Here is a 17,441-nt window from a genome sequence, read left to right as displayed (position 1 = left end):
GGAGTTTAGCAAGCCGCGGATTATAACAAAATTAATCACTTTCATCCACCGAATCCTATTCTTTTTGAATGAAAATTAAACGGTGTTTAATGTTTTTTTTGTCTAATTAAATCCATTAAATTCCGTAGCTCTTGCTTACTGCTACTATCCTTTATGGATTCATTCCCTTTGTTTTTCAACCGTGCAATGCTGCTATTTAGCCCAAGATTTTTTTCTAGTGCTGAAACCATATCGAGTACTTCTTGTTGTGCATTGGTTATTTTTTGCTTGGTTGTGGCGTCTTGGTGGTTTAATAGTGCGTAAATTGAAGATATTGTGGCTTTATCTGTTGTTTCGCCTAACAGGTGACCGGTGTTTTTGTTGGGGTGTTTTGCGAAATATCTCCATATTTTGCAAAAGATTTGTAGCTCTTCATTAGCTTGATTCACCAATGGGTCGGGTAAATCGATTTCTTTCGCGATATGCGGGTGTAGTAAAAGGCACAGAGAGGATTGTTTTACTCGACTGAGGCTCGGGGCAGCAGGTGGTAAGGCGGGCTCTTCGTGGTAAAATTTTCCTTTAGAAAAAGATTTTTTTCCAAATGGCTTTTTAAATGAGCCTTGTGTTTTAGTTTGGGTTGTCGGGGGGTAATCACCATGATGAAAATCATCATAATCCCCATTGGATGGTTCGTATTCGTAGTGGCTCAAATCTGGAGAGTCGCCATCGTAATGCGGAAGGTTCTGAGTGTTATTTTGAGGTGCTGACTCATGTTCCTCTATTGTTGGTGAGTGCTGACGGCGAGTTTTGAAAACAGTGTTACCTAGCGTTTCGCTATCGATACCTGATTGGTCGCTTAATTGACGAATCAACACAGAACGAAAGGTTAGTTCTTTTGGGATTTGTTTGATCATCTCCATGGCGTTGCGGGCAAATTGTGCTTCACCTTCTTCGTCGCCAAGCGTTACTTGATTTCGGGCGTGATCAAATAGAACGTGTGATAAAGATGATGCGTCTTCTAGGCGGAGATTAAAGGCTTCTTTGCCTTCTTTTCTGACTAGTGAGTCTGGGTCTTCACCTTCTGGCAAGAATAAAAAGCGTACTTGTTTTTCATCTTGCATAACGGGAAGGGAAGCTTCTAGGCCTCGGATAGCGGCTGATCGACCAGCTTTATCGCCATCAAAGCAAAGTACAACCTTGCTAACTAGTTTAAATAATTTTCGTATGTGTTGGCTATTTACGGATGTGCCTAGTGTGGCGACCGCATTGGTAATGCCGTGTTGGGCTAGCACAATAACATCCATATAGCCTTCGACTACAATGATTTGGTCGAGTATTGGGGTGTTTTGTTTAGCTTCAAATAAACCGTAGAGTTCTTGGCTTTTCTGAAAGACAGGCGTTTCCGGAGAGTTTAGATATTTGGGTTTCTCGTCGCCAAAGGCCCGTCCACCAAAGGCGATAACTCGACCTCTAGAGTCACGTATAGGAAAAATAATACGATCACGAAAGCGGTCGTAGTAATGACCTGGTTGGTCTTTTTTCTCAATCAACATGCCGCCAAGTAATAATTGTTCTTGGCTTTCTGCGCGTGTGCCTACTTTTTTGAGTAGATTGTCCCACCCTGATGGTGCGTAGCCCAAACCAAATACTTTGGCGATTTGACCTGATAGCCCGCGATCTTTGGATAAATAGTCTGTGGCTTTTTTCTTGTCAGGATGTTGGGTTAATTGCTTTTGATAGAATTGTGAACTTTCAGACAGGCGTTTTAGAAGTTCTGCGTTTTGTTCGTATCTATCTGGCGCGCCTTGCTCTCTGGGGACTTCCATGCATGCGTCTTTGGCGAGTGTCTCAATCGCGTCGACAAAGTCAACATGGTCGTGCTCCATAACAAATGAAATGGCGTTACCGCCAGCACCGCAACCGAAGCAGTAATAAAATTGTTTGTTTGGATTTAGGCTGAAAGACGGGCTTTTTTCGTTGTGAAAAGGGCAAAGGGCGCTGTAATTTTGCCCGGTTTTTTTTAAGCTAATGCGAGACGAAACCACGTCGGCTAAGTCGGTTCGAGCTAATAGCTCATCAATAAACTGATCAGGAATACGCCCCGCCATAGTATTAGCCTAGTTGAGCTTTAACTTGTTTGCTGATTTGCGCCATGTCGGCACGGCCTTGTACTTGAGGTTTTACAATGGCCATCACGGCACCCATTTGCTGCATGGAAGATGCGCCAGTTTCTGTGATTGCGGCTTTAACAATCTCACCGACTTCATCGTCAGTCAATGGTGTTGGCAAGAACTCACTAATAATCGCCATTTCTTCTTGCTCAACTACTGCTAGGTCTTCACGACCGCCATCAATGAATTGTTGATTGGAGTCTTTGCGTTGCTTGTTCATTTTGTCTAGAACGGCCAATACGCGAGCATCATCTAGTTCAATGCGTTCATCTACTTCAATTTTTTTGCATTCAGATAAAATGGTGCGAATCACGGTAACTCGCTGCTTTTCTTTAGCACGCATTGCGGTTTTTAGGGTTTCGGAAATGAATTTTTTTAATTCTGACATGGGATCCTCTTTATAATTCATAGAGCTCTGATTCATTGAGACGCTTGCTTATGACGTCGTACAGAGGTCTCTTTGAAAGCAAAAAAAACGGCTAGTTGCTTAACTAGCCGTTTTTTATAAGCCTAAATGTTAGAAACGTCTAGGCAAAAATTTGTTTTTAGCAAATTGCCAAACGGCATATTGGCCTAGTACAAACGTTGGAATTTCTTCTGCTCACGAGAAACTTTCTTAGCATGACGTTTAACAGCGGCCGCTGCAGCACGTTTGCGAAGAGTTGTTGGTTTTTCGTAGCATTCACGACGACGAACTTCAGCCAAAACGCCTGCTTTTTCACAAGAGCGTTTGAAGCGACGTAGAGCGATGTCAAATGGTTCGTTATCTTTTACTTTTACAGCTGGCATGTTATTACCTTCAATAATATTTTTTTAAAGTTTAAGTATTCACAAAAACGGCGTGAATCATACCCGTATTTAATGGGCTTTCAAAGCGCGCTTTTGTTGAACAGAGTGTGATCCGCTACGGATCGATTTTTCTGAGCTCAAAAAGCCCAACCCTGAACAGACTATTGTCGCGTCTGTAACTGTATTCATTCTTTAAGAGGGTGCTTGGATCGCCATATCATTCATAAGAAGCACTAAATATAAGAAGCACTTGTATTATGAAGCTATGTGCCAAACTAGAAAAATCACCTGCCTTTTAATTTAAACATTTAAAACGCGCGCATTATAATGCTTTTACTTTGCCGTGTCTAATGTCATTTGGCCTGTCTTTTGAGTAAGTCATTCTTTCCTCTGCAATGGTGAAGATAGATAGGGTACAATGCGCTCAAATTATTAATGAGATTATTCTGATGAAAGTATTGGGATTAGAAACCTCTTGTGACGAGACAGGTATCGCGATTTACGATACTGAAAATGGCTTGTTGGCCCACAAGATTTATTCTCAAATAGCACAGCATGCTGAATACGGCGGTGTGGTTCCGGAGTTGGCTTCGCGTGACCACGTTCGTAAAACTTTACCCTTGATCGACGAAGTGTTGGTTGAAGCTGGTATTACTAAGAAAGACTTAGATGCCGTTGCTTTTACCAGTGGGCCCGGGCTAGTTGGTGCCTTGATGGCAGGGGCGACGATTGGACGCTCTCTTGCTTATGCTTTGGAGATTCCTGCATTAGGTGTACATCACATGGAAGGTCATCTTTTGGCGCCCATGTTAGAAGAGAGCCAGCCAGAAATGCCTTTTATCGCTCTATTAGTTTCTGGCGGTCACACTCAGTTGGTTCGAGTGGATGGTATTGGTGAGTATCGACTTCTAGGGCAGTCTCTTGATGATGCTGCTGGTGAAGCGTTCGATAAAGCTGCAAAAATGATAGGCTTACCTTATCCAGGCGGTCCACAAATAGCGGCTTTGGCAAAACAAGGTAATCCTAAGTCAGGGCTTAAATTCCCTCGACCTATGACAGACCGCCCAGGTTTAGATTTTAGTTTTAGTGGTTTGAAAACTGCGTTTCTGACGGCAGTTCACGACGCGCTCGATAACGACCGTTGTGATGAGCAGTTTAAAGCAGATGCTGCTTTGGCATTTGAAACAGCAGTGGTTGATACCTTGGTAATTAAGTGTCGCCGAGCATTGGAAGCAGAAGGCTTAAAGCAGCTTATTATCGCTGGTGGCGTAAGTGCGAATCTGCGCTTGCGTGAGCAGCTTGAGGGGCAGTTGAAAAAAATCAAAGCCGGCGTATTTTATGCTCGTCCTGAATTTTGTACTGATAATGGTGCCATGATTGCTTATGCGGGGGCTCAGAGGTTGAAAAATGGTCAATCTTCGGAGTTAAGTTTGTCGATACGTGCGCGTTGGCCCTTGTCTGAATTGCCACCTTTGAAGGAATCTTAATATGAAAGACTTAGTATTTATTGAAGGTCTAAAAACTCAAGCCGTAATTGGTGTGTATGAGTGGGAAAAGAAGATTCAACAAGATTTGGTGTTTGATTTAGAAATGGAACACGATAACCGAGTTCCGGCGGAGACCGATGATCTTGCCAAAACATTAGATTACGAAGCGGTTTCGAATTATATTGTGGCATTTTGTAATGAGCGCCAGTTTGAATTAATTGAAACCTTGGCAGAGCATTTGGTGGGCGAATTAATTGGGCAATTTAAACTAAATGCTGTCACGTTAACTTTGCGCAAGCCTGGTGCTGTTTCGTCTGCTCAAGCTGTTGGTGTGAAAATTCACAGAAAGTCAGCAGTCACTTATTAAGCAATAAGTTACTGCTTTATTGCTATTTAGAGTTAGCTAATCAGTGGGGAAAGTGTTTTGTCGAGAGTGTCAGCGCGTATTTTCTTTAGTGCTTGACCTAATTCGGCACCGCTAAAGCCTTGTTTGATTAATCCTGCGGCATTAATAGCTGCAATAGTGTCTCGTAGCTTTTGCCAGTCCTCAAGCCTGCTATTGGTTAATCTACTTAGAACCTCAATCAGTAATAAAAATGGTTGAGGTTTTTTTATGGCATTAACGGAAATCAACCAATTCTCCCAAGCCACAGAGCTCATCGGAATACACTGATTCTCTAGAAAAGAGCGACTTTGTTCAGCAAGCGCTTTGAATTGGTTTGGGCTACGAATGCGCTGATGAAGTTGGATAAGTGTGGCAATCGGTGTGTGTTGACAAAGAATTGCCCAGCGCTGAGCGGGTGTTAATGTAGATTGGTTTAATGTATCGCTCAGTTCTTGGTTGTTCTTCCAAATCAATTCTGGGAAGAGTTTTTCTAGAGCGTTAGCGTCTTTTAATACAGAAAAAAATACATCGGCATGGCGGGTATTTAGCGCTTTTTCTAGTTCTTTCCAGATACGCTCTGCACTGAGTGTCGATAATTCGCCAGACGCACTGATTTTTTGCATCAAGGATAGGGTTTTTGGCGCTATAGTAAAACCAAAATGATGGAAGCGCGCCGCAAAGCGAGCGACTCGTAATACGCGTAGAGGGTCTTCTATAAAGGCATCTGAAACGTGGCGAAGCACTCGGTCGAGTAGATCTTTTTGGCCATTAAATGGATCAATCAAAGTGCCACTTTCATCTTGGGCGATGGCATTAATTGTCAGATCTCGTCGTTCTAGATCTTCTTCTAAACTGATGTCTGGAGAAAAGTCACAGATAAAGCCGGTGTAGCCTTCACCTTGTTTTTTTTCTTTACGGGCAAGGGCGTATTCTTCTTTGCTTTTAGGGTGTAGAAAAACAGGAAACTGTTTTCCTACTTGTTGGAAGCCTTTTTTTTCAAGCTGTTCTGGTGTTGCGCCTGTGACGACCCAGTCATGATCGATCACTGGAAGTTCAAGTAATGCGTCTCTTACAGCACCGCCTACTAGGTAGACATTATAAGGGAGGGTCATAGTTTTTTAGTTGCCCGTCTCGCATTGATCGGGGAACATGGCGCTCCACTGACTAAAGCCGCCATTTAAAGAGTAAACTTCTTTAAAACCCTGAGAGGCAAGGTATTCTGCAGCCCCTTTGCTGCTATTACCATGATAACAGCAGACAATAACAGGCTGGCTTTTCTCTGTGTTATCAATGAAATCTTGAACATTGTCATTGGTAAGGTTGATAGCATTTGTCATGTGACTATTTTCAAAGCTAACTAGGTCACGGATATCCACGACGGCAGCATTATTTTCCATAATGGGTAGGGCGTCAGCGATATCTATACAAGTGTAAGTCATGAGTTCTTCCGATTAATTGTGCAAGGTGTACTGAAGCGTTGTTTGTCTTCAAGGCGTAATGCAGTTAGGCTCCCGCCCCAAACGCAACCTGTATCAAGTGCATGAATACGATCTTTTTGGGTCTTGCCTTCAAGTGCGGCCCAGTGACCGAAAACGATATGGCAATTTTCAGGCATCTTTGTTGGGTAATTGAACCACGGTGCGTAGTCTTTCGTGGCGGTGTTGATGCCTTCTTTCGATTCTAAGTCGAGCTTACTATTTTCATCGCAAAAACGCATGCGAGTTAGATAATTGGTAATAGCTCGAAGACGCTCTAGTCCAGTAAGACTGTCGCTCCATTTGTTTGGTTTATTACCATACATGTTGGCAAAAAATTCATCAACACTGTCTGATTTCAGTTTGTCTTCCACTTCATATGCCAGAGCTTGCGTCTGTTCTAAATCCCAGCAAGGTGGGATACCGGCATGAGTCATAGCAACATTAAGATGCTTGTCATAATGAAAAAGAGGTTGATTGCGTAACCAATTCATCAGGTCATCACGGTCACCTGCAGTGAGTATTTCTGCCAGTGTGTCACCACGCTTTAGCTTTCCGTGACCATGAGATACTGCGAGTAAATGTAGGTCATGATTACCTAAAACAACGATGGCATTGTTTCCCAACGATTTGATGAAGCGCAGTGTTTCTAAGGACTCTTCACCACGGTTAATTAAATCCCCTGCAAACCAGAGTTTATCTTGCTCAGGATGATAATTAATTTGCTCTAATAGCCGTACTAGCGGTGTCAGACAGCCTTGTAAATCACCAATAACATAGGTTGCCATAAATAGCCTCAGTGAACCTGATTTGGAACGGATAAGGTAAACGGACGAATAGGGGCTTTGAACTCAGTGCCATCATCGGCTAGAAATTGGTAGCTGCCTTGCATGCTGCCAACCACGGTTTCCATTACTGTGCCGCTGCTGTAGTGAAATGATTCCCCAGGCCCTAAATACGGATATTCACCAATGACGCCGCTGCCCTTGACCTCTTGAACTTGCTCGTTGCCATCGGTGATTATCCAATGGCGAGTTTGAAGTTTGGCTGATTCTGTACCGCAGTTAGTAATAGAAATATGATAGGCAAATACATAGCGTGACTCAGTGGGAGTTGATTGGTTTGCTAAGTATTCTGTGCGAACGGAAACCACGACGTCATATTTTTGCATTTACCCTTCCTTCTTGAGGACGTAGTTGGTGATTCGAACAAAGTCTTCTACGTCTAACCTTTCTGGGCGCAGTGCTGGATCGATATTCAGCGCGGCAAAATCATCGTTGTTTAATACGCCTTTGTAGTTATTACGCAACGTTTTCCGGCGTTGCTGGAAACCAGTTCTTACCATATCTTCTAGCATTTTTGTGTTGCTCACCGGGTAAGGCAGTGTTTTGTGCGGCGTCATTCTAACAATCGCAGAATCAACTTTTGGTGCTGGATCGAACGATTCTGGCCCAACAATAAATAATGATTCGACAGAACAGTAATATTGCGCCATAACACTTAAACGGCCATATAAGCTGTCGCCAGGGCGCGCAGCTAAACGATCGACAACTTCTTTTTGCAGCATGAAGTGCATATCTTCAATTGCATCAGCTTGGCTTAAAAGGTGAAAAATAAGCGGTGTTGAAATGTTATAAGGTAGGTTGCCTACAACACGAATTGATTGCTCTGGCGTGGTAAGTGAAGTGAAATCAAATTTCATTGCATCCGCTTCATGAACGGTAAGCTCAGGAAAGCGGAATAAATTTACTTTCAAAATAGGAATAAGGTCACGATCAAGCTCAACGACGTCCATGCGCTCAGTTACATTGATTATGCCTTCTGTTAATGCGCCTTTACCAGGTCCAATCTCAACGATGCGTTGACCTTTTTTAGGGCCAATACATGCCACAATACGTCGAATAACGCCGTGGTCGTGAAGGAAGTTTTGGCCGAATCTTTTTCTGGCTTTATGGGATTGTTGTTTACTCATTTAGAAAACTTTTCGCGTTATTTGCCATGTTAATAGCATGTTGAATGGCCACGTTAAGGCTACCGTTATTTGCTTTGCCGGTGCCAGCTAGATCAATGGCGGTGCCGTGGTCGACGGATGTTCGAATAATAGGTAAGCCTAATGTAATATTAACGGCATTACCAAAACCTGAATATTTTAACACAGGTAAGCCTTGATCGTGATACATGGCCAAGGCACAGTCGGCATCATTTAGGTATTTAGGGGTAAATAGGGTGTCAGCAGGAAGCGGACCAATTAAATTCATGCCTTCTTGGCGAAGTTTATTTAGGGTTGGGATAATGACGTCAATTTCTTCTCTGCCAAGATGACCATCTTCGCCAGCATGAGGGTTTAAGCCACAGACCAAAATTTTGGGTTTTGCTATGCCAAATTTTTCTTGAAGATCTTTATATAACGCTTTAGTGACAAGGCGGATGTTTTTTTCAGTGATGGCCGCCGATACGTCTTTTAAAGGTAAGTGAGTGGTGATTAATGCGACTTTCATTGCCTCTGTTGCTAGCATCATGACAACGTGTGGAGATCGGCATTGAGCTTGAAAAAATTCAGTATGCCCAGAAAAGTGTACGCCTGTTTCACACAAAATACCCTTGTGAACCGGTGGCGTTACGATGGCATCAAACTCTTTTTTAATACAGCCTTCTCCTGCTTGCTTTAGGGTCTCTAAAACATATGGGGAGTTAGCAATATCCAGAGAGCCAGCTGTGGCTTTTTTCGCTAGTTGGATTGGCAAGACGCTAATGCTACCTTGCTGATGCGCAGTCACATCTTGTGAGCGAATTAGGGTTTGAATGTCTACCTTAAGACCTAGAGTGAGCGCTCGGTCTTTAAGTAACGCAGGATCCGCGAGGATAATTAAACGAGCAGGGAATGTCTGCTCGTTTAAAGCGCTTAAAATAATATCTGGGCCGATACCTGCGGGTTCACCAGAGGTAATGGCAATAATAGGGAGTGATTCTGCCGGATTATGTGCCATTTTTCTCTCTTACTTTTTAATGTCAATAAAGGCATCAGCTCGTAATTCATCAAGCCAATTGCCAAGCACGATATCTTGTTTTTGAGCCATCAAAGCGCGCTCTGCATTGCTGCGTTTCACTTTGTCGCTTATGTCCGCTTCACGGCGACCTTCCACTTCTAAAATATGCCAGCCGAACTGTGTACGGAATGGTTTGCTAATGCCGCCGATGCTGGTTTTTTTCATCATCTCTTCAAATTCAGGAACCATTGTGCCTGGTGCAACCCAGCCTAAATCACCACCTTGTAGTGTTGAACCTTGATCTTCGCTGTATTCTTTTGCTAATTGAGTGAAGTCAGCGCCATTTTTCAATTTTTTATAAAGGTCGTCTGCAAGGGCTTTTGTTTCGTCCATATCGCGTATTTCATTTGCCCTAACTAGGATATGACGTGCCTTAGTTTGTTGTTGTAAGGTGACATCTGGAGAGCGTTTTTCAATTACCCATAATAGGTGAAAGCCAGCATTACTTTGTAAAGGGCCAATAAGTGGGCCTTTTTCTGTTTCTATTGCTCGTACAAATAGCGGCGGTAATTGATTGAGCGGGCGCCAACCCAAATCGCCCCCTTCAATGGCAAATTGACCATCTGAATTTTCGATCGCTTGTTGAACAAAGTCATTCTCTGAGTTTATGTTTTTAGTAATGCTCTCAATTTTTGCAGCAGCTTCTTCAGGGTTGCTTGCACGAATAAGAAGGTGACGTAGGTGTACCTGCTCTTTTTCCTTCGTGATGCTGGTGTCTGAGCTTAGGTAATCGTTAATTTCTTGATCTGAAATCACGATACGTTTTCTAACCATTTCCCGCTTTATATTGTTGATAAGAATTTCTTGCTCGATCTGCTCTCGATAGCGTGTGTAATTAATGCCTTTATTTGCGAGAACATTTTTTAAGCCTTGTAGGTCTAAGTTCATGTTTTTCGCAACACCTAGGATGGCATTATCCACTTCTGTGCTAGACGCTCGCATACCAACTTTGCGAGCATAATTGGCCTGCAACGCCTCGTCTATCATTTGATTCAAAATTTGACGGTGAATATTATCCGTCATAACACCACCAGGAACCCGATCTTTGACAATCTGAAAGCGGCTAATGATATCGCTTTCTAAAATAGGTTTTGAGTCAACAATGGCTGCTATACCATCAATTTTTGTAGGTTCTGCATGCAGTGTTTGCAAGGGAGTTAATGCAAATAGGATGAGAGTGAAAAAAGAAAGCAATTTCATGATTAATATCCAACTTTTCCTTGGTTCCAGTAGGTATCGGCAATGCTTGACTCGCTATTAGCGTTGCCTGCATTACTTAGACCACGTAATGTAAATTGTAAAAAGACGCCACGATCAAACTCATCGTCATCGTTTAGCCAGTCTTGATAGCTCATTGATACCTTGATACAGCAGTTTTCATAGCCTAGGCCTGCGATCTGTTTAGTTGCCTCATCTTCTAAGAAGTCATAAGTGTATTGTGTAAACATGGACCAATTCTGGTTGATTGGAAAAATAGATCCTATGCTTGCTTGTTTGGCGTCATCATCTGAGTCTGTATTGTTAATTGAGTACAAATAACTTAGGTTGATTTTAATATCGTCAACAGGTTCCATCGAGGCAATGAGTTGCGCTAGGTTGACTTCACCATCGTCGAGATTGTAATTCAAATTACCCGTTAGACTGTAGCGGCCGCCGTTATAGCTTGCTGATGTTAGCAGGTCACTGCGTTTCGAATCATCAACAGCTGTGTCTTTATCACTGTCTCCGTCAATACCAACATAACGGTCTTCTAAATAGAAGATCTGACCGGCTTTGAATGCCCACTTTTCATTATTATTTTCATCATATAGACGACTTTCCAAACCAAGCGTCACTTGTTCAGTGTCGCCAATGCGGTCATTGCCATTAAAGCGTGTATGGCTAAATGCTTGGGAATAGGTCATCGTTGGTTCGCTAGCATCAAAGTCTGGAATTTGATCTTGTGATTCAAATGGCGAATTCAAGTAGCTTAAACGAGGTTCAAGGGTTTGACGCCACCTTGCCTGATCATTTGAAAAACTGCGTTCAAAGAGTAGTGATGAATCTATGTAACTCGTAATATGACCCACAGATGCATTGCTGTCTGTGTTAGAAGTATAGCTGTGAAGATTATAATCTCTGTACTGAGTTAACACCCCTGGGGTTAGACGCCACCAAGCACCACTAAAATCGAGTTTAATATCTTCATTAAGCGCTGTGCGCTGACCATCAAAATCGTCTTCTTCAGGATCGTAGAAGTCGGTATATTGAGCGTCTATTTGTATATCTAAAAAAGAATTGGCTAAACGATAAGAGCTATCGATGCGTGGTAACCACTCAAATGGTTTGTCATTTGAATCATCTGGTGTTTGATACGTTAAATAAGTCACTTTATTGAGGAAATTACCATTATTGAATGCAAAGTAAGCGCTGCGTTCGTAATCGTCTTTTTCGCCAATTGAAGTGCTGTTTGCCTCAGGGTATCTATCCTCAGTTGGATTGGCTTCGATAACCAAGCCTGCGTTTAAGTATTGGTTGAACTTTTGTGCGGATGTCAGTTTTATTAGTGTCTGTTGCCCCTCGTCCTTGTCAGAGAAAGTAGATTGCTCATAAACCGTCTGACCATAAGGGCTTAAATGGCGAAATTCTATGTCGATTCCTTCGCCTTTTTCTTGAATAAACTGCGGCGTAATGGTTGCGTCGTAGTTGGGAGCGATATTCCAGTAAAAAGGGGTTGAAAAACTGAGGCCGTCAGAGCTTGAATAACCGAAGCTAGGGAATAAAAAGCCTGTTTGTCGAGTATCATCTATTGGAAAACGCAGCCAAGGAAAGTAAAAAATAGGCAATTCACCAACGCGAATTTGTACATGTTTAGCGGTGCCGAAACCGCTTTTAGTATCAAGTTCAATAGAACTGCCGTAGAGCTTCCAGCTTTCTTGATTGGGCTCACAGGTAGTAAAGAAGCCTTCTTCAATAAACACTACGCCATCTTGACTACGAGATAGCGATTTTGCTTCTACACGTGCGCCACTGTCGTAGCTAAGGAATTTTGCGTCATTAAATTTTGTTGGCTCACTATCATTGTTTCCAATATAACTACTTGAGCTGCGAATAAGTTGGTTGTCGCTGCGTAAGGTTACATTGCCGCTGGCGCGATAATATTGATCCGGTATGCCTTCTATTTTATTTGCAGACAAAGTAGATTGTGGCTGTATGATCTCTGCAGCGCCTTGAAGATAAATCACACCGTCTTTGTCTCGAACGATAAGGTCGGCTGTGAGATTTGTTCCTTTGATGTTTGTCGCTTGCCAGGCGTTAATGTAGGAACCCTGACAATACTGATTTAGCTGCGCTTGCTGCTCAGTCGTTAGGGATTCTCTTGGAGCCCAATCCCATTGGCTTTCTTGCGCTTGTGCAAGAGGCAATATGAAAAGACTTTGAAAAAATAAAGCGTAGGTGCGTAAATGCTTAACCATGCAGGGTATACTTGTCGCCAATAATTATTGTCCGAAATCGGATGCTGCCCATAAGCGGATCCACGTAATAAGACAAATGATAATCTAAGCAGGCCCATAGGGGCTACCGATTCTGGAGAAATATCTTTATGTGGAAAATTGTTTGCGCAATTTTGGGTTATATCTTAGCTGGTTTTTTAGGTGCTTTATTAGGCTTTATTGTAGGTGGAGTCGTTGATAGAGCGCAAACTGGCGGTGCTTTTAGTGGTGTTCGTGGCCGTGCAGATATGCGCCTTCAACAAGAAACATTTTTTCGTACATTATTTCTTTTAATGGGGCGTTTGGCTAAATCAGATGGTCAAGTATCCGAAGCTGAGATCCAATTGGCACAATCTGTCATGCAGCGCCTACGATTATCTCCTGCGGCCCAAGAACAAGCTAAGCAATTATTCAATGAAGGCAAATCTGACAATTTTGACCTTGCTTCCGTTCTTGGCACTTTTAAACAGGTGGTAGGACCTGGGGATTTGACACGTACTTTATTAGAAGTTTTGCTGGTATCTGCTTATGCCGATGGCCATTTTAGCGTCGAAGAAAAATCATTTGTGTCTCAGGTCTGTGCCTACCTTGACGTGTCTGTGGCTGAGTTTGAGGCCTTGCATATCCAAGTTAAGCAGCAAGCACACTTCAGACAGGGTTATCAGTCTTCTTCTGATTACTCTTCGGCTAATATGGGATCAAAAGATTTATTGAAGGCGGCATATGAAGCCTTGGGCGTAACGCCAGAGATGAGTGATGCTGAAATTAAAAAAGCTTACCGACGTTTGATGAGTAAAAATCACCCAGATAAATTGAGTTCACAAGGCTTACCTAATGAGATGATCGAATTAGCTAAAGAGCGTACGCAAGAGATTCAGTCTGCTTACGAAATGGTTAAAAACGCTCGTAAGTAACTATATATTTAAATCGTTAATTGTCTATCGGGCTTTCATAGAAAAGCCCTTTTTTTGCGCTTGGTAATGCTTTTCGTTGGTTGATTTGGCGGGTGTACTGTTTCAAAAAACCACGTACTCGCTGAATTAGTAATGGTTTGCTGTTCCTGCCATTGACCCTATCTGGCAAGGCGTCTACCTGTATAAAATCAGTGTTTTTGTCCGTTCTTTGGTTAGCTGCTTGTTTGCGCCATATAGCAAACTGATTGTTGCCTGTTTTGTTAACATAATAATCTAGTATGGGCAGAGAGACTTGGCGAATTTTTTGTGCGACTTCGTAGTCGGATAGGTTTGGTGGTGATTCTATATCAATAAGGGCTAATGCCTTACCTGCACTTGGGTTAGCCGCTAAGAAACCAAGAGCGTAACTGGCGCCTGTACCGTAACCAAGAAAAGCAAATTGGCTGACATCTTGTGCTTGGGCGTCATCGATAGTGGCCTGTATTCGAGCGAAAACCAGCGCTTGGTTAGGTAGTTCTGCTGCGGGTTGTTGAGTATTGTCAGCTGTTGGTGTGGTTGTTTTAACCGGTTCGGCACGCTTAATAATATCGGGTACTTCAATGGCGAAGGTACACCAACTGTGTTCAGGCATGGCATTACGTAAGGGAGCTATGGCATCTGGCCAGTCCGGGTGCTCGTTGTCTGAATGCAGCATGATGACACAACCTTGAGTTGAACTGGTGAGAGCGGCTCTATAAAGAGTCAGGAAAGGTTCTCCGTTTGCTTCCAAAGTTTTAATTTGATGCTCTAAACGCCTTATTGCTAACGAGGTTTTGAGAGCCTCAATCCGAGAGCTCTGTGGTTTGGGGGTAATATATTCTTTCGTATTTTCTGCTGGTGCTGTTTGCGAAGGCGAGGTTGGGCTGTTGCTTGGCGTGGCTTGTGATTCTTCCGCGAAAAGAGCGGTGTTTATGCTCAGGGTAAGAAGAACGGTAATGATGTGGCGCACAGCAGTAAATTTATTCATTGTTTTCAATACTTCTTTTAAAGGCCTTGTTAAAATATGGCCTAAATTTTCATTATGAGACCTTTATTGTGTCACTGCTGGAGTCAGATATGAATGATTTTATCATTGCCCCTTCAATCCTTTCTGCCGATTTTGCTCGATTAGGTGAAGAGGTCGACAATGTCTTGGAAGCTGGAGCGGACATCATACACTTTGATGTGATGGATAATCATTATGTTCCTAATTTAACGATTGGACCTATGGTCTGTAAAGCCTTGCGTAAACACGGCGTGACGGCTGACATTGATGTGCATCTAATGGTGAAGCCAGTAGATCGCATGATAGGTGATTTTATTGAAGCAGGCGCGTCAATAATCACTTTTCACCCAGAAGCCAGTGAGCACATTGATCGCTCTTTGCAAATGATCCGAGATGGTGGTTGTAAGGCTGGCTTGGTATTTAATCCAGCTACCCCTCTTGAGTATTTAAAGTATGTGATGGACAAGGTTGATATGGTTTTGCTGATGTCGGTTAACCCCGGTTTTGGTGGGCAATCTTTTATTCCTGGTACTTTAGATAAATTACGCGAAGCTCGTGCATTGATTGATGCTAGCGGTTACGACATTCGTCTTGAAGTCGATGGCGGTGTTAGTGAGAAGAATATTGCAGAAATAGCGCGAGCGGGCGCAGATACATTTGTGGCAGGCTCCGCTATCTTTGGTAAAGATGATTACAAATCAGTCATTGATGCGATGCGTAAAGAATTGGCGAGTACACGTTAATGAAAACACCTAGTTATTTTTCAAAGTGGTTTGACGGTTGGCCGGAGCTCGTTTGCCTAGATCTTGATGGAACCTTGGTAGACAGCGTGCCTGATATCGCTGATGCCGTGGATGCTTTCTTAGTTGAATTTGGTGCTCCAGCTGCGGGTGAGGAGCTTGTTCGTGGCTGGGTTGGCTTTGGCTCAGCTAAGTTAATTGATCAAGCCCTAGAGTGGGCAAATATTGATTCTGCTAAACATGAAGAAGCGTATCGTATTTTTCTGATTCACTATCAGGCGCATTTGATCGACGGTACTACGCTTTATCCTAATGTGAAAGCCTTGCTAAAAGCTTTTAAACATAACGGCGTTCCTGTTGCTTTGATTACCAATAAGCCAAGTGTGTTTGTGAAACCCATGCTAGATCACTTTGAGTTGACCGAGCAATTTGGTTGGTTGTTGGGTGGCGATACATTAGAAGAGAAAAAACCCTCTGCTATGCCTTTATTACATTGTAGCGAGTCTATCGAAGCTTTGCCTGAAAATTGCCTAATGATTGGTGACTCGATTACTGATTTTAAAGCGGCAAACAATGCTGGTTTCAAATGTGCTTTGGTAACTTATGGTTATAATCAAGGTGTTGACCTTGCTGGGCTAGGTGCTGATGCGGTCATTGATGATTTAGCTGAGTTGCTTGTCTGATTTGTTAAGCGTTTGAGTGATATAAAAAAGGCCAGACTATTTCTAGTTTGGCCTTTTTAGTACTTGCATTTTAGTGTCTGAAGCGATGGACTACTTCAGCTTTATTCTCTCGGATGGTTCTTTTGTTGGCTGCTCTGATGGGTTTGCTTGTTCCGACAATAGTGTCATTTGGCTATCATTTGCCATGTGAACTGTGTGAGTTGGAAAGGCAACTTCTGCATCATGTGATTCAATAATCTGCATCGCTTTAAATAGTACGTCTTGTTTGACGTTGTGGTAGGTTCTCCAGTCCACTGTTTTAGTATAAACATAAATGAAGAAGTCTAGAGATGATGGCCCGAACTGGTTGAAGTTCACCATATAAGTCTCGTTTGTATCAAGGTCTTCATGGTTTGCCACCATGTCTTTTATGTCTGCTAAAATAGTTGGCAAAAGACTGAAATCGCGATAGCGCACACCAATGGTCTCATTGATACGGCGATGGCTCATGCGTGATGGGTTCTCAACCGAAATCAATGAAAAGGTGGAGTTAGGAACATACAGAGGCCGTTTCTCAAAAGTGCGAATACGTGTTTGACGCCAGCCAATATGTTCAACTGTTCCTTCAATATTCTGGTCTGGAGAACGAATCCAGTCGCCAATAGCAAATGGTCGATCCAAATAAACCATCAATCCGCCAAAAAAATTGGCTAGTAAGTCTTTAGCCGCAAAACCGACGGCAATACCGCCAATCCCACCAAAAGCTAGCACGCCGGAAATGCTATAACCTAATGTTTGTAAAACGACCAAGACTGAAGTGATGATAACGGATGCGCGTAATAATTTACTGATGGCGCTGGCTGTTGTGTAATCTACTTTGGTGGAAACTTTGCTGGAGCTAGTTAGGGTTTTTTCGCTCTCAGAAATGCAGCGTAAAACAAACCAAGTAAGAATAACAATTACACCCACTTCACGAACGGCTTTGATGAGAGATAAAAGGTCAGGGTCTATTTCTGAGCCTGATATTTCAGCCGCAATACTTAGACCCGCCAACCAAATAAACACACCAATGGGTTTTTGGGCGGCATGAATGAGTACGTTGTCCCAAGGCGTTTTAGTTTTTTCAAGTTGTTGGTCTACACGCATTAAAATGCGTGTAGCAATAAAGTTAACTATGAGGGTGCCAAGGACCACTAAAAAAACACGCACAACCCAGTGCATTTTAGTATCACCTAAGCCCAAATATACTTGCATCGTTTCCCAGTTCATTATGCTTTCTCTATACCTTTTTCTGG

18 protein-coding genes are annotated in these 17,441 nt (G+C 42.8%); 5 read left to right on the top strand and 13 right to left on the bottom strand.

Going from position 1 to position 17,441, the window contains the following annotated elements; translation table 11 throughout:
* Nucleotides 1-86: 86 nt before the first annotated feature.
* From dnaG to rpsU, 3 genes are all read right to left on the bottom strand, one after another.
* Nucleotides 87-2,087, bottom strand: a complete 2,001-nt coding sequence (dnaG, locus tag DFP80_RS09825; RefSeq protein WP_113916636.1) for a DNA primase — start codon at nt 2,085-2,087, stop codon at nt 87-89.
* Between the two features lie 4 nt (nt 2,088-2,091).
* Nucleotides 2,092-2,538: a GatB/YqeY domain-containing protein gene (locus tag DFP80_RS09820; RefSeq protein ID WP_113916635.1), complete on the bottom strand. Its 447-nt coding sequence runs from the start codon at nt 2,536-2,538 to the stop codon at nt 2,092-2,094.
* Nucleotides 2,539-2,723: 185 nt separating this feature from the next.
* Nucleotides 2,724-2,939, bottom strand: coding sequence for a 30S ribosomal protein S21 (gene rpsU / locus DFP80_RS09815; protein WP_009835737.1), 216 nt, complete (start codon nt 2,937-2,939; stop codon nt 2,724-2,726).
* A gap of 449 nt (nt 2,940-3,388) precedes the next feature.
* On the opposite strand from rpsU, the gene tsaD reads away from it, so the two are divergent.
* Nucleotides 3,389-4,426, top strand: coding sequence for a tRNA (adenosine(37)-N6)-threonylcarbamoyltransferase complex transferase subunit TsaD (tsaD, locus tag DFP80_RS09810; protein WP_113916634.1), 1,038 nt, complete (start codon nt 3,389-3,391; stop codon nt 4,424-4,426).
* A 1-nt stretch (nt 4,427) separates the two neighbouring features.
* Nucleotides 4,428-4,793 carry a dihydroneopterin aldolase gene (gene folB, locus DFP80_RS09805; protein ID WP_113916633.1) on the top strand — a complete coding sequence of 122 codons (366 nt, stop codon included), beginning with the start codon at nt 4,428-4,430 and terminating at the stop codon, nt 4,791-4,793.
* 32 nt (nt 4,794-4,825) lie between these two features.
* Here folB and DFP80_RS09800 read toward each other — a convergent pair whose 3' ends face one another.
* From DFP80_RS09800 to DFP80_RS09765, 8 genes are read right to left on the bottom strand one after another with little or no spacing between them, the layout of a single operon-like run.
* Nucleotides 4,826-5,923, bottom strand: coding sequence for a tRNA nucleotidyltransferase/poly(A) polymerase-related protein (locus DFP80_RS09800; RefSeq protein WP_113916632.1), 1,098 nt, complete (start codon nt 5,921-5,923; stop codon nt 4,826-4,828).
* A 6-nt stretch (nt 5,924-5,929) separates the two neighbouring features.
* Nucleotides 5,930-6,250: a thiosulfate sulfurtransferase GlpE gene (gene glpE, locus DFP80_RS09795; RefSeq protein ID WP_113916631.1), complete on the bottom strand. Its 321-nt coding sequence runs from the start codon at nt 6,248-6,250 to the stop codon at nt 5,930-5,932.
* Nucleotides 6,247-7,074 (bottom strand): symmetrical bis(5'-nucleosyl)-tetraphosphatase, encoded by an 828-nt coding sequence (locus tag DFP80_RS09790; RefSeq protein ID WP_113916630.1) that lies wholly within the window; start codon nt 7,072-7,074, stop codon nt 6,247-6,249. The genes glpE and DFP80_RS09790 overlap by 4 nt, the downstream gene beginning before the upstream one ends.
* 8 nt (nt 7,075-7,082) lie before the next feature.
* Entirely contained in the window at nt 7,083-7,457 is a 375-nt protein-coding gene (gene apaG, locus DFP80_RS09785; RefSeq protein WP_113916629.1) for a Co2+/Mg2+ efflux facilitator ApaG/CorD, read from the bottom strand.
* Complete coding sequence (gene rsmA, locus DFP80_RS09780; protein ID WP_113916628.1) at nt 7,458-8,258, bottom strand: 16S rRNA (adenine(1518)-N(6)/adenine(1519)-N(6))-dimethyltransferase RsmA; 801 nt, start codon at nt 8,256-8,258, stop codon at nt 7,458-7,460.
* A complete protein-coding gene (gene pdxA, locus DFP80_RS09775) occupies nt 8,251-9,273 on the bottom strand; it encodes a 4-hydroxythreonine-4-phosphate dehydrogenase PdxA (RefSeq protein WP_113916627.1) in 1,023 nt (340 codons plus the stop codon). Before pdxA ends, rsmA begins: the two co-directional genes overlap by 8 nt.
* 9 nt (nt 9,274-9,282) lie before the next feature.
* Nucleotides 9,283-10,533: a peptidylprolyl isomerase gene (locus DFP80_RS09770; protein WP_113916626.1), complete on the bottom strand. Its 1,251-nt coding sequence runs from the start codon at nt 10,531-10,533 to the stop codon at nt 9,283-9,285.
* A gap of 2 nt (nt 10,534-10,535) precedes the next feature.
* Complete coding sequence (locus tag DFP80_RS09765) at nt 10,536-12,788, bottom strand: LPS-assembly protein LptD (RefSeq protein WP_113916625.1); 2,253 nt, start codon at nt 12,786-12,788, stop codon at nt 10,536-10,538.
* Nucleotides 12,789-12,916: 128 nt separating this feature from the next.
* Between DFP80_RS09765 and djlA the strand changes: the two genes are divergently transcribed.
* Entirely contained in the window at nt 12,917-13,720 is an 804-nt protein-coding gene (gene djlA, locus DFP80_RS09760; protein WP_113916624.1) for a co-chaperone DjlA, read from the top strand.
* Between the two features lie 16 nt (nt 13,721-13,736).
* Here djlA and DFP80_RS09755 read toward each other — a convergent pair whose 3' ends face one another.
* Nucleotides 13,737-14,726, bottom strand: coding sequence for a DUF3530 family protein (locus DFP80_RS09755; protein WP_113916623.1), 990 nt, complete (start codon nt 14,724-14,726; stop codon nt 13,737-13,739).
* An 89-nt stretch (nt 14,727-14,815) separates the two neighbouring features.
* On the opposite strand from DFP80_RS09755, the gene rpe reads away from it, so the two are divergent.
* Nucleotides 14,816-15,487, top strand: a complete 672-nt coding sequence (gene rpe / locus DFP80_RS09750) for a ribulose-phosphate 3-epimerase (RefSeq protein ID WP_113916622.1) — start codon at nt 14,816-14,818, stop codon at nt 15,485-15,487.
* Complete coding sequence (locus tag DFP80_RS09745) at nt 15,487-16,167, top strand: phosphoglycolate phosphatase (protein ID WP_113916621.1); 681 nt, start codon at nt 15,487-15,489, stop codon at nt 16,165-16,167. The genes rpe and DFP80_RS09745 overlap by 1 nt, the downstream gene beginning before the upstream one ends.
* Nucleotides 16,168-16,257: 90 nt before the next feature.
* Here DFP80_RS09745 and DFP80_RS09740 read toward each other — a convergent pair whose 3' ends face one another.
* The gene (locus DFP80_RS09740; RefSeq protein WP_175020614.1) at nt 16,258-17,415 is read right to left on the bottom strand and encodes a mechanosensitive ion channel family protein; all 1,158 of its coding nucleotides are present in this window, start codon (nt 17,413-17,415) and stop codon (nt 16,258-16,260) included.
* Nucleotides 17,416-17,441: the final 26 nt, after the last annotated feature.

The sequence above is a fragment of the Marinomonas rhizomae genome (assembly GCF_003315485.1).
Classification (GTDB): Bacteria; Pseudomonadota; Gammaproteobacteria; order Pseudomonadales; family Marinomonadaceae; genus Marinomonas; species Marinomonas rhizomae.
This window is presented reverse-complemented; position numbering and strand designations above follow the sequence as displayed.

Excerpts from the sequence above, each read along its gene's own strand:
- DFP80_RS09770 (WP_113916626.1), bottom strand. The coding sequence starts at position 10,533 with ATGAAATTGCTTTCTTTTTTCACTCTCATCCTATTTGCATTAACTCCC.
- rpsU (WP_009835737.1), bottom strand. The coding sequence starts at position 2,939 with ATGCCAGCTGTAAAAGTAAAAGATAACGAACCATTTGACATCGCTCTA.
- rpe (WP_113916622.1), top strand. The coding sequence starts at position 14,816 with ATGAATGATTTTATCATTGCCCCTTCAATCCTTTCTGCCGATTTTGCT.
- DFP80_RS09740 (WP_175020614.1), bottom strand. The coding sequence starts at position 17,415 with ATGAACTGGGAAACGATGCAAGTATATTTGGGCTTAGGTGATACTAAA.
- folB (WP_113916633.1), top strand. The coding sequence starts at position 4,428 with ATGAAAGACTTAGTATTTATTGAAGGTCTAAAAACTCAAGCCGTAATT.
- apaG (WP_113916629.1), bottom strand. The coding sequence starts at position 7,457 with ATGCAAAAATATGACGTCGTGGTTTCCGTTCGCACAGAATACTTAGCA.
- DFP80_RS09745 (WP_113916621.1), top strand. The coding sequence starts at position 15,487 with ATGAAAACACCTAGTTATTTTTCAAAGTGGTTTGACGGTTGGCCGGAG.
- dnaG (WP_113916636.1), bottom strand. The coding sequence starts at position 2,087 with ATGGCGGGGCGTATTCCTGATCAGTTTATTGATGAGCTATTAGCTCGA.
- DFP80_RS09800 (WP_113916632.1), bottom strand. The coding sequence starts at position 5,923 with ATGACCCTCCCTTATAATGTCTACCTAGTAGGCGGTGCTGTAAGAGAC.
- DFP80_RS09820 (WP_113916635.1), bottom strand. The coding sequence starts at position 2,538 with ATGTCAGAATTAAAAAAATTCATTTCCGAAACCCTAAAAACCGCAATG.
- pdxA (WP_113916627.1), bottom strand. The coding sequence starts at position 9,273 with ATGGCACATAATCCGGCAGAATCACTCCCTATTATTGCCATTACCTCT.
- DFP80_RS09790 (WP_113916630.1), bottom strand. The coding sequence starts at position 7,074 with ATGGCAACCTATGTTATTGGTGATTTACAAGGCTGTCTGACACCGCTA.
- DFP80_RS09765 (WP_113916625.1), bottom strand. The coding sequence starts at position 12,788 with ATGGTTAAGCATTTACGCACCTACGCTTTATTTTTTCAAAGTCTTTTC.
- rsmA (WP_113916628.1), bottom strand. The coding sequence starts at position 8,258 with ATGAGTAAACAACAATCCCATAAAGCCAGAAAAAGATTCGGCCAAAAC.
- tsaD (WP_113916634.1), top strand. The coding sequence starts at position 3,389 with ATGAAAGTATTGGGATTAGAAACCTCTTGTGACGAGACAGGTATCGCG.
- djlA (WP_113916624.1), top strand. The coding sequence starts at position 12,917 with ATGTGGAAAATTGTTTGCGCAATTTTGGGTTATATCTTAGCTGGTTTT.
- glpE (WP_113916631.1), bottom strand. The coding sequence starts at position 6,250 with ATGACTTACACTTGTATAGATATCGCTGACGCCCTACCCATTATGGAA.
- DFP80_RS09755 (WP_113916623.1), bottom strand. The coding sequence starts at position 14,726 with ATGAATAAATTTACTGCTGTGCGCCACATCATTACCGTTCTTCTTACC.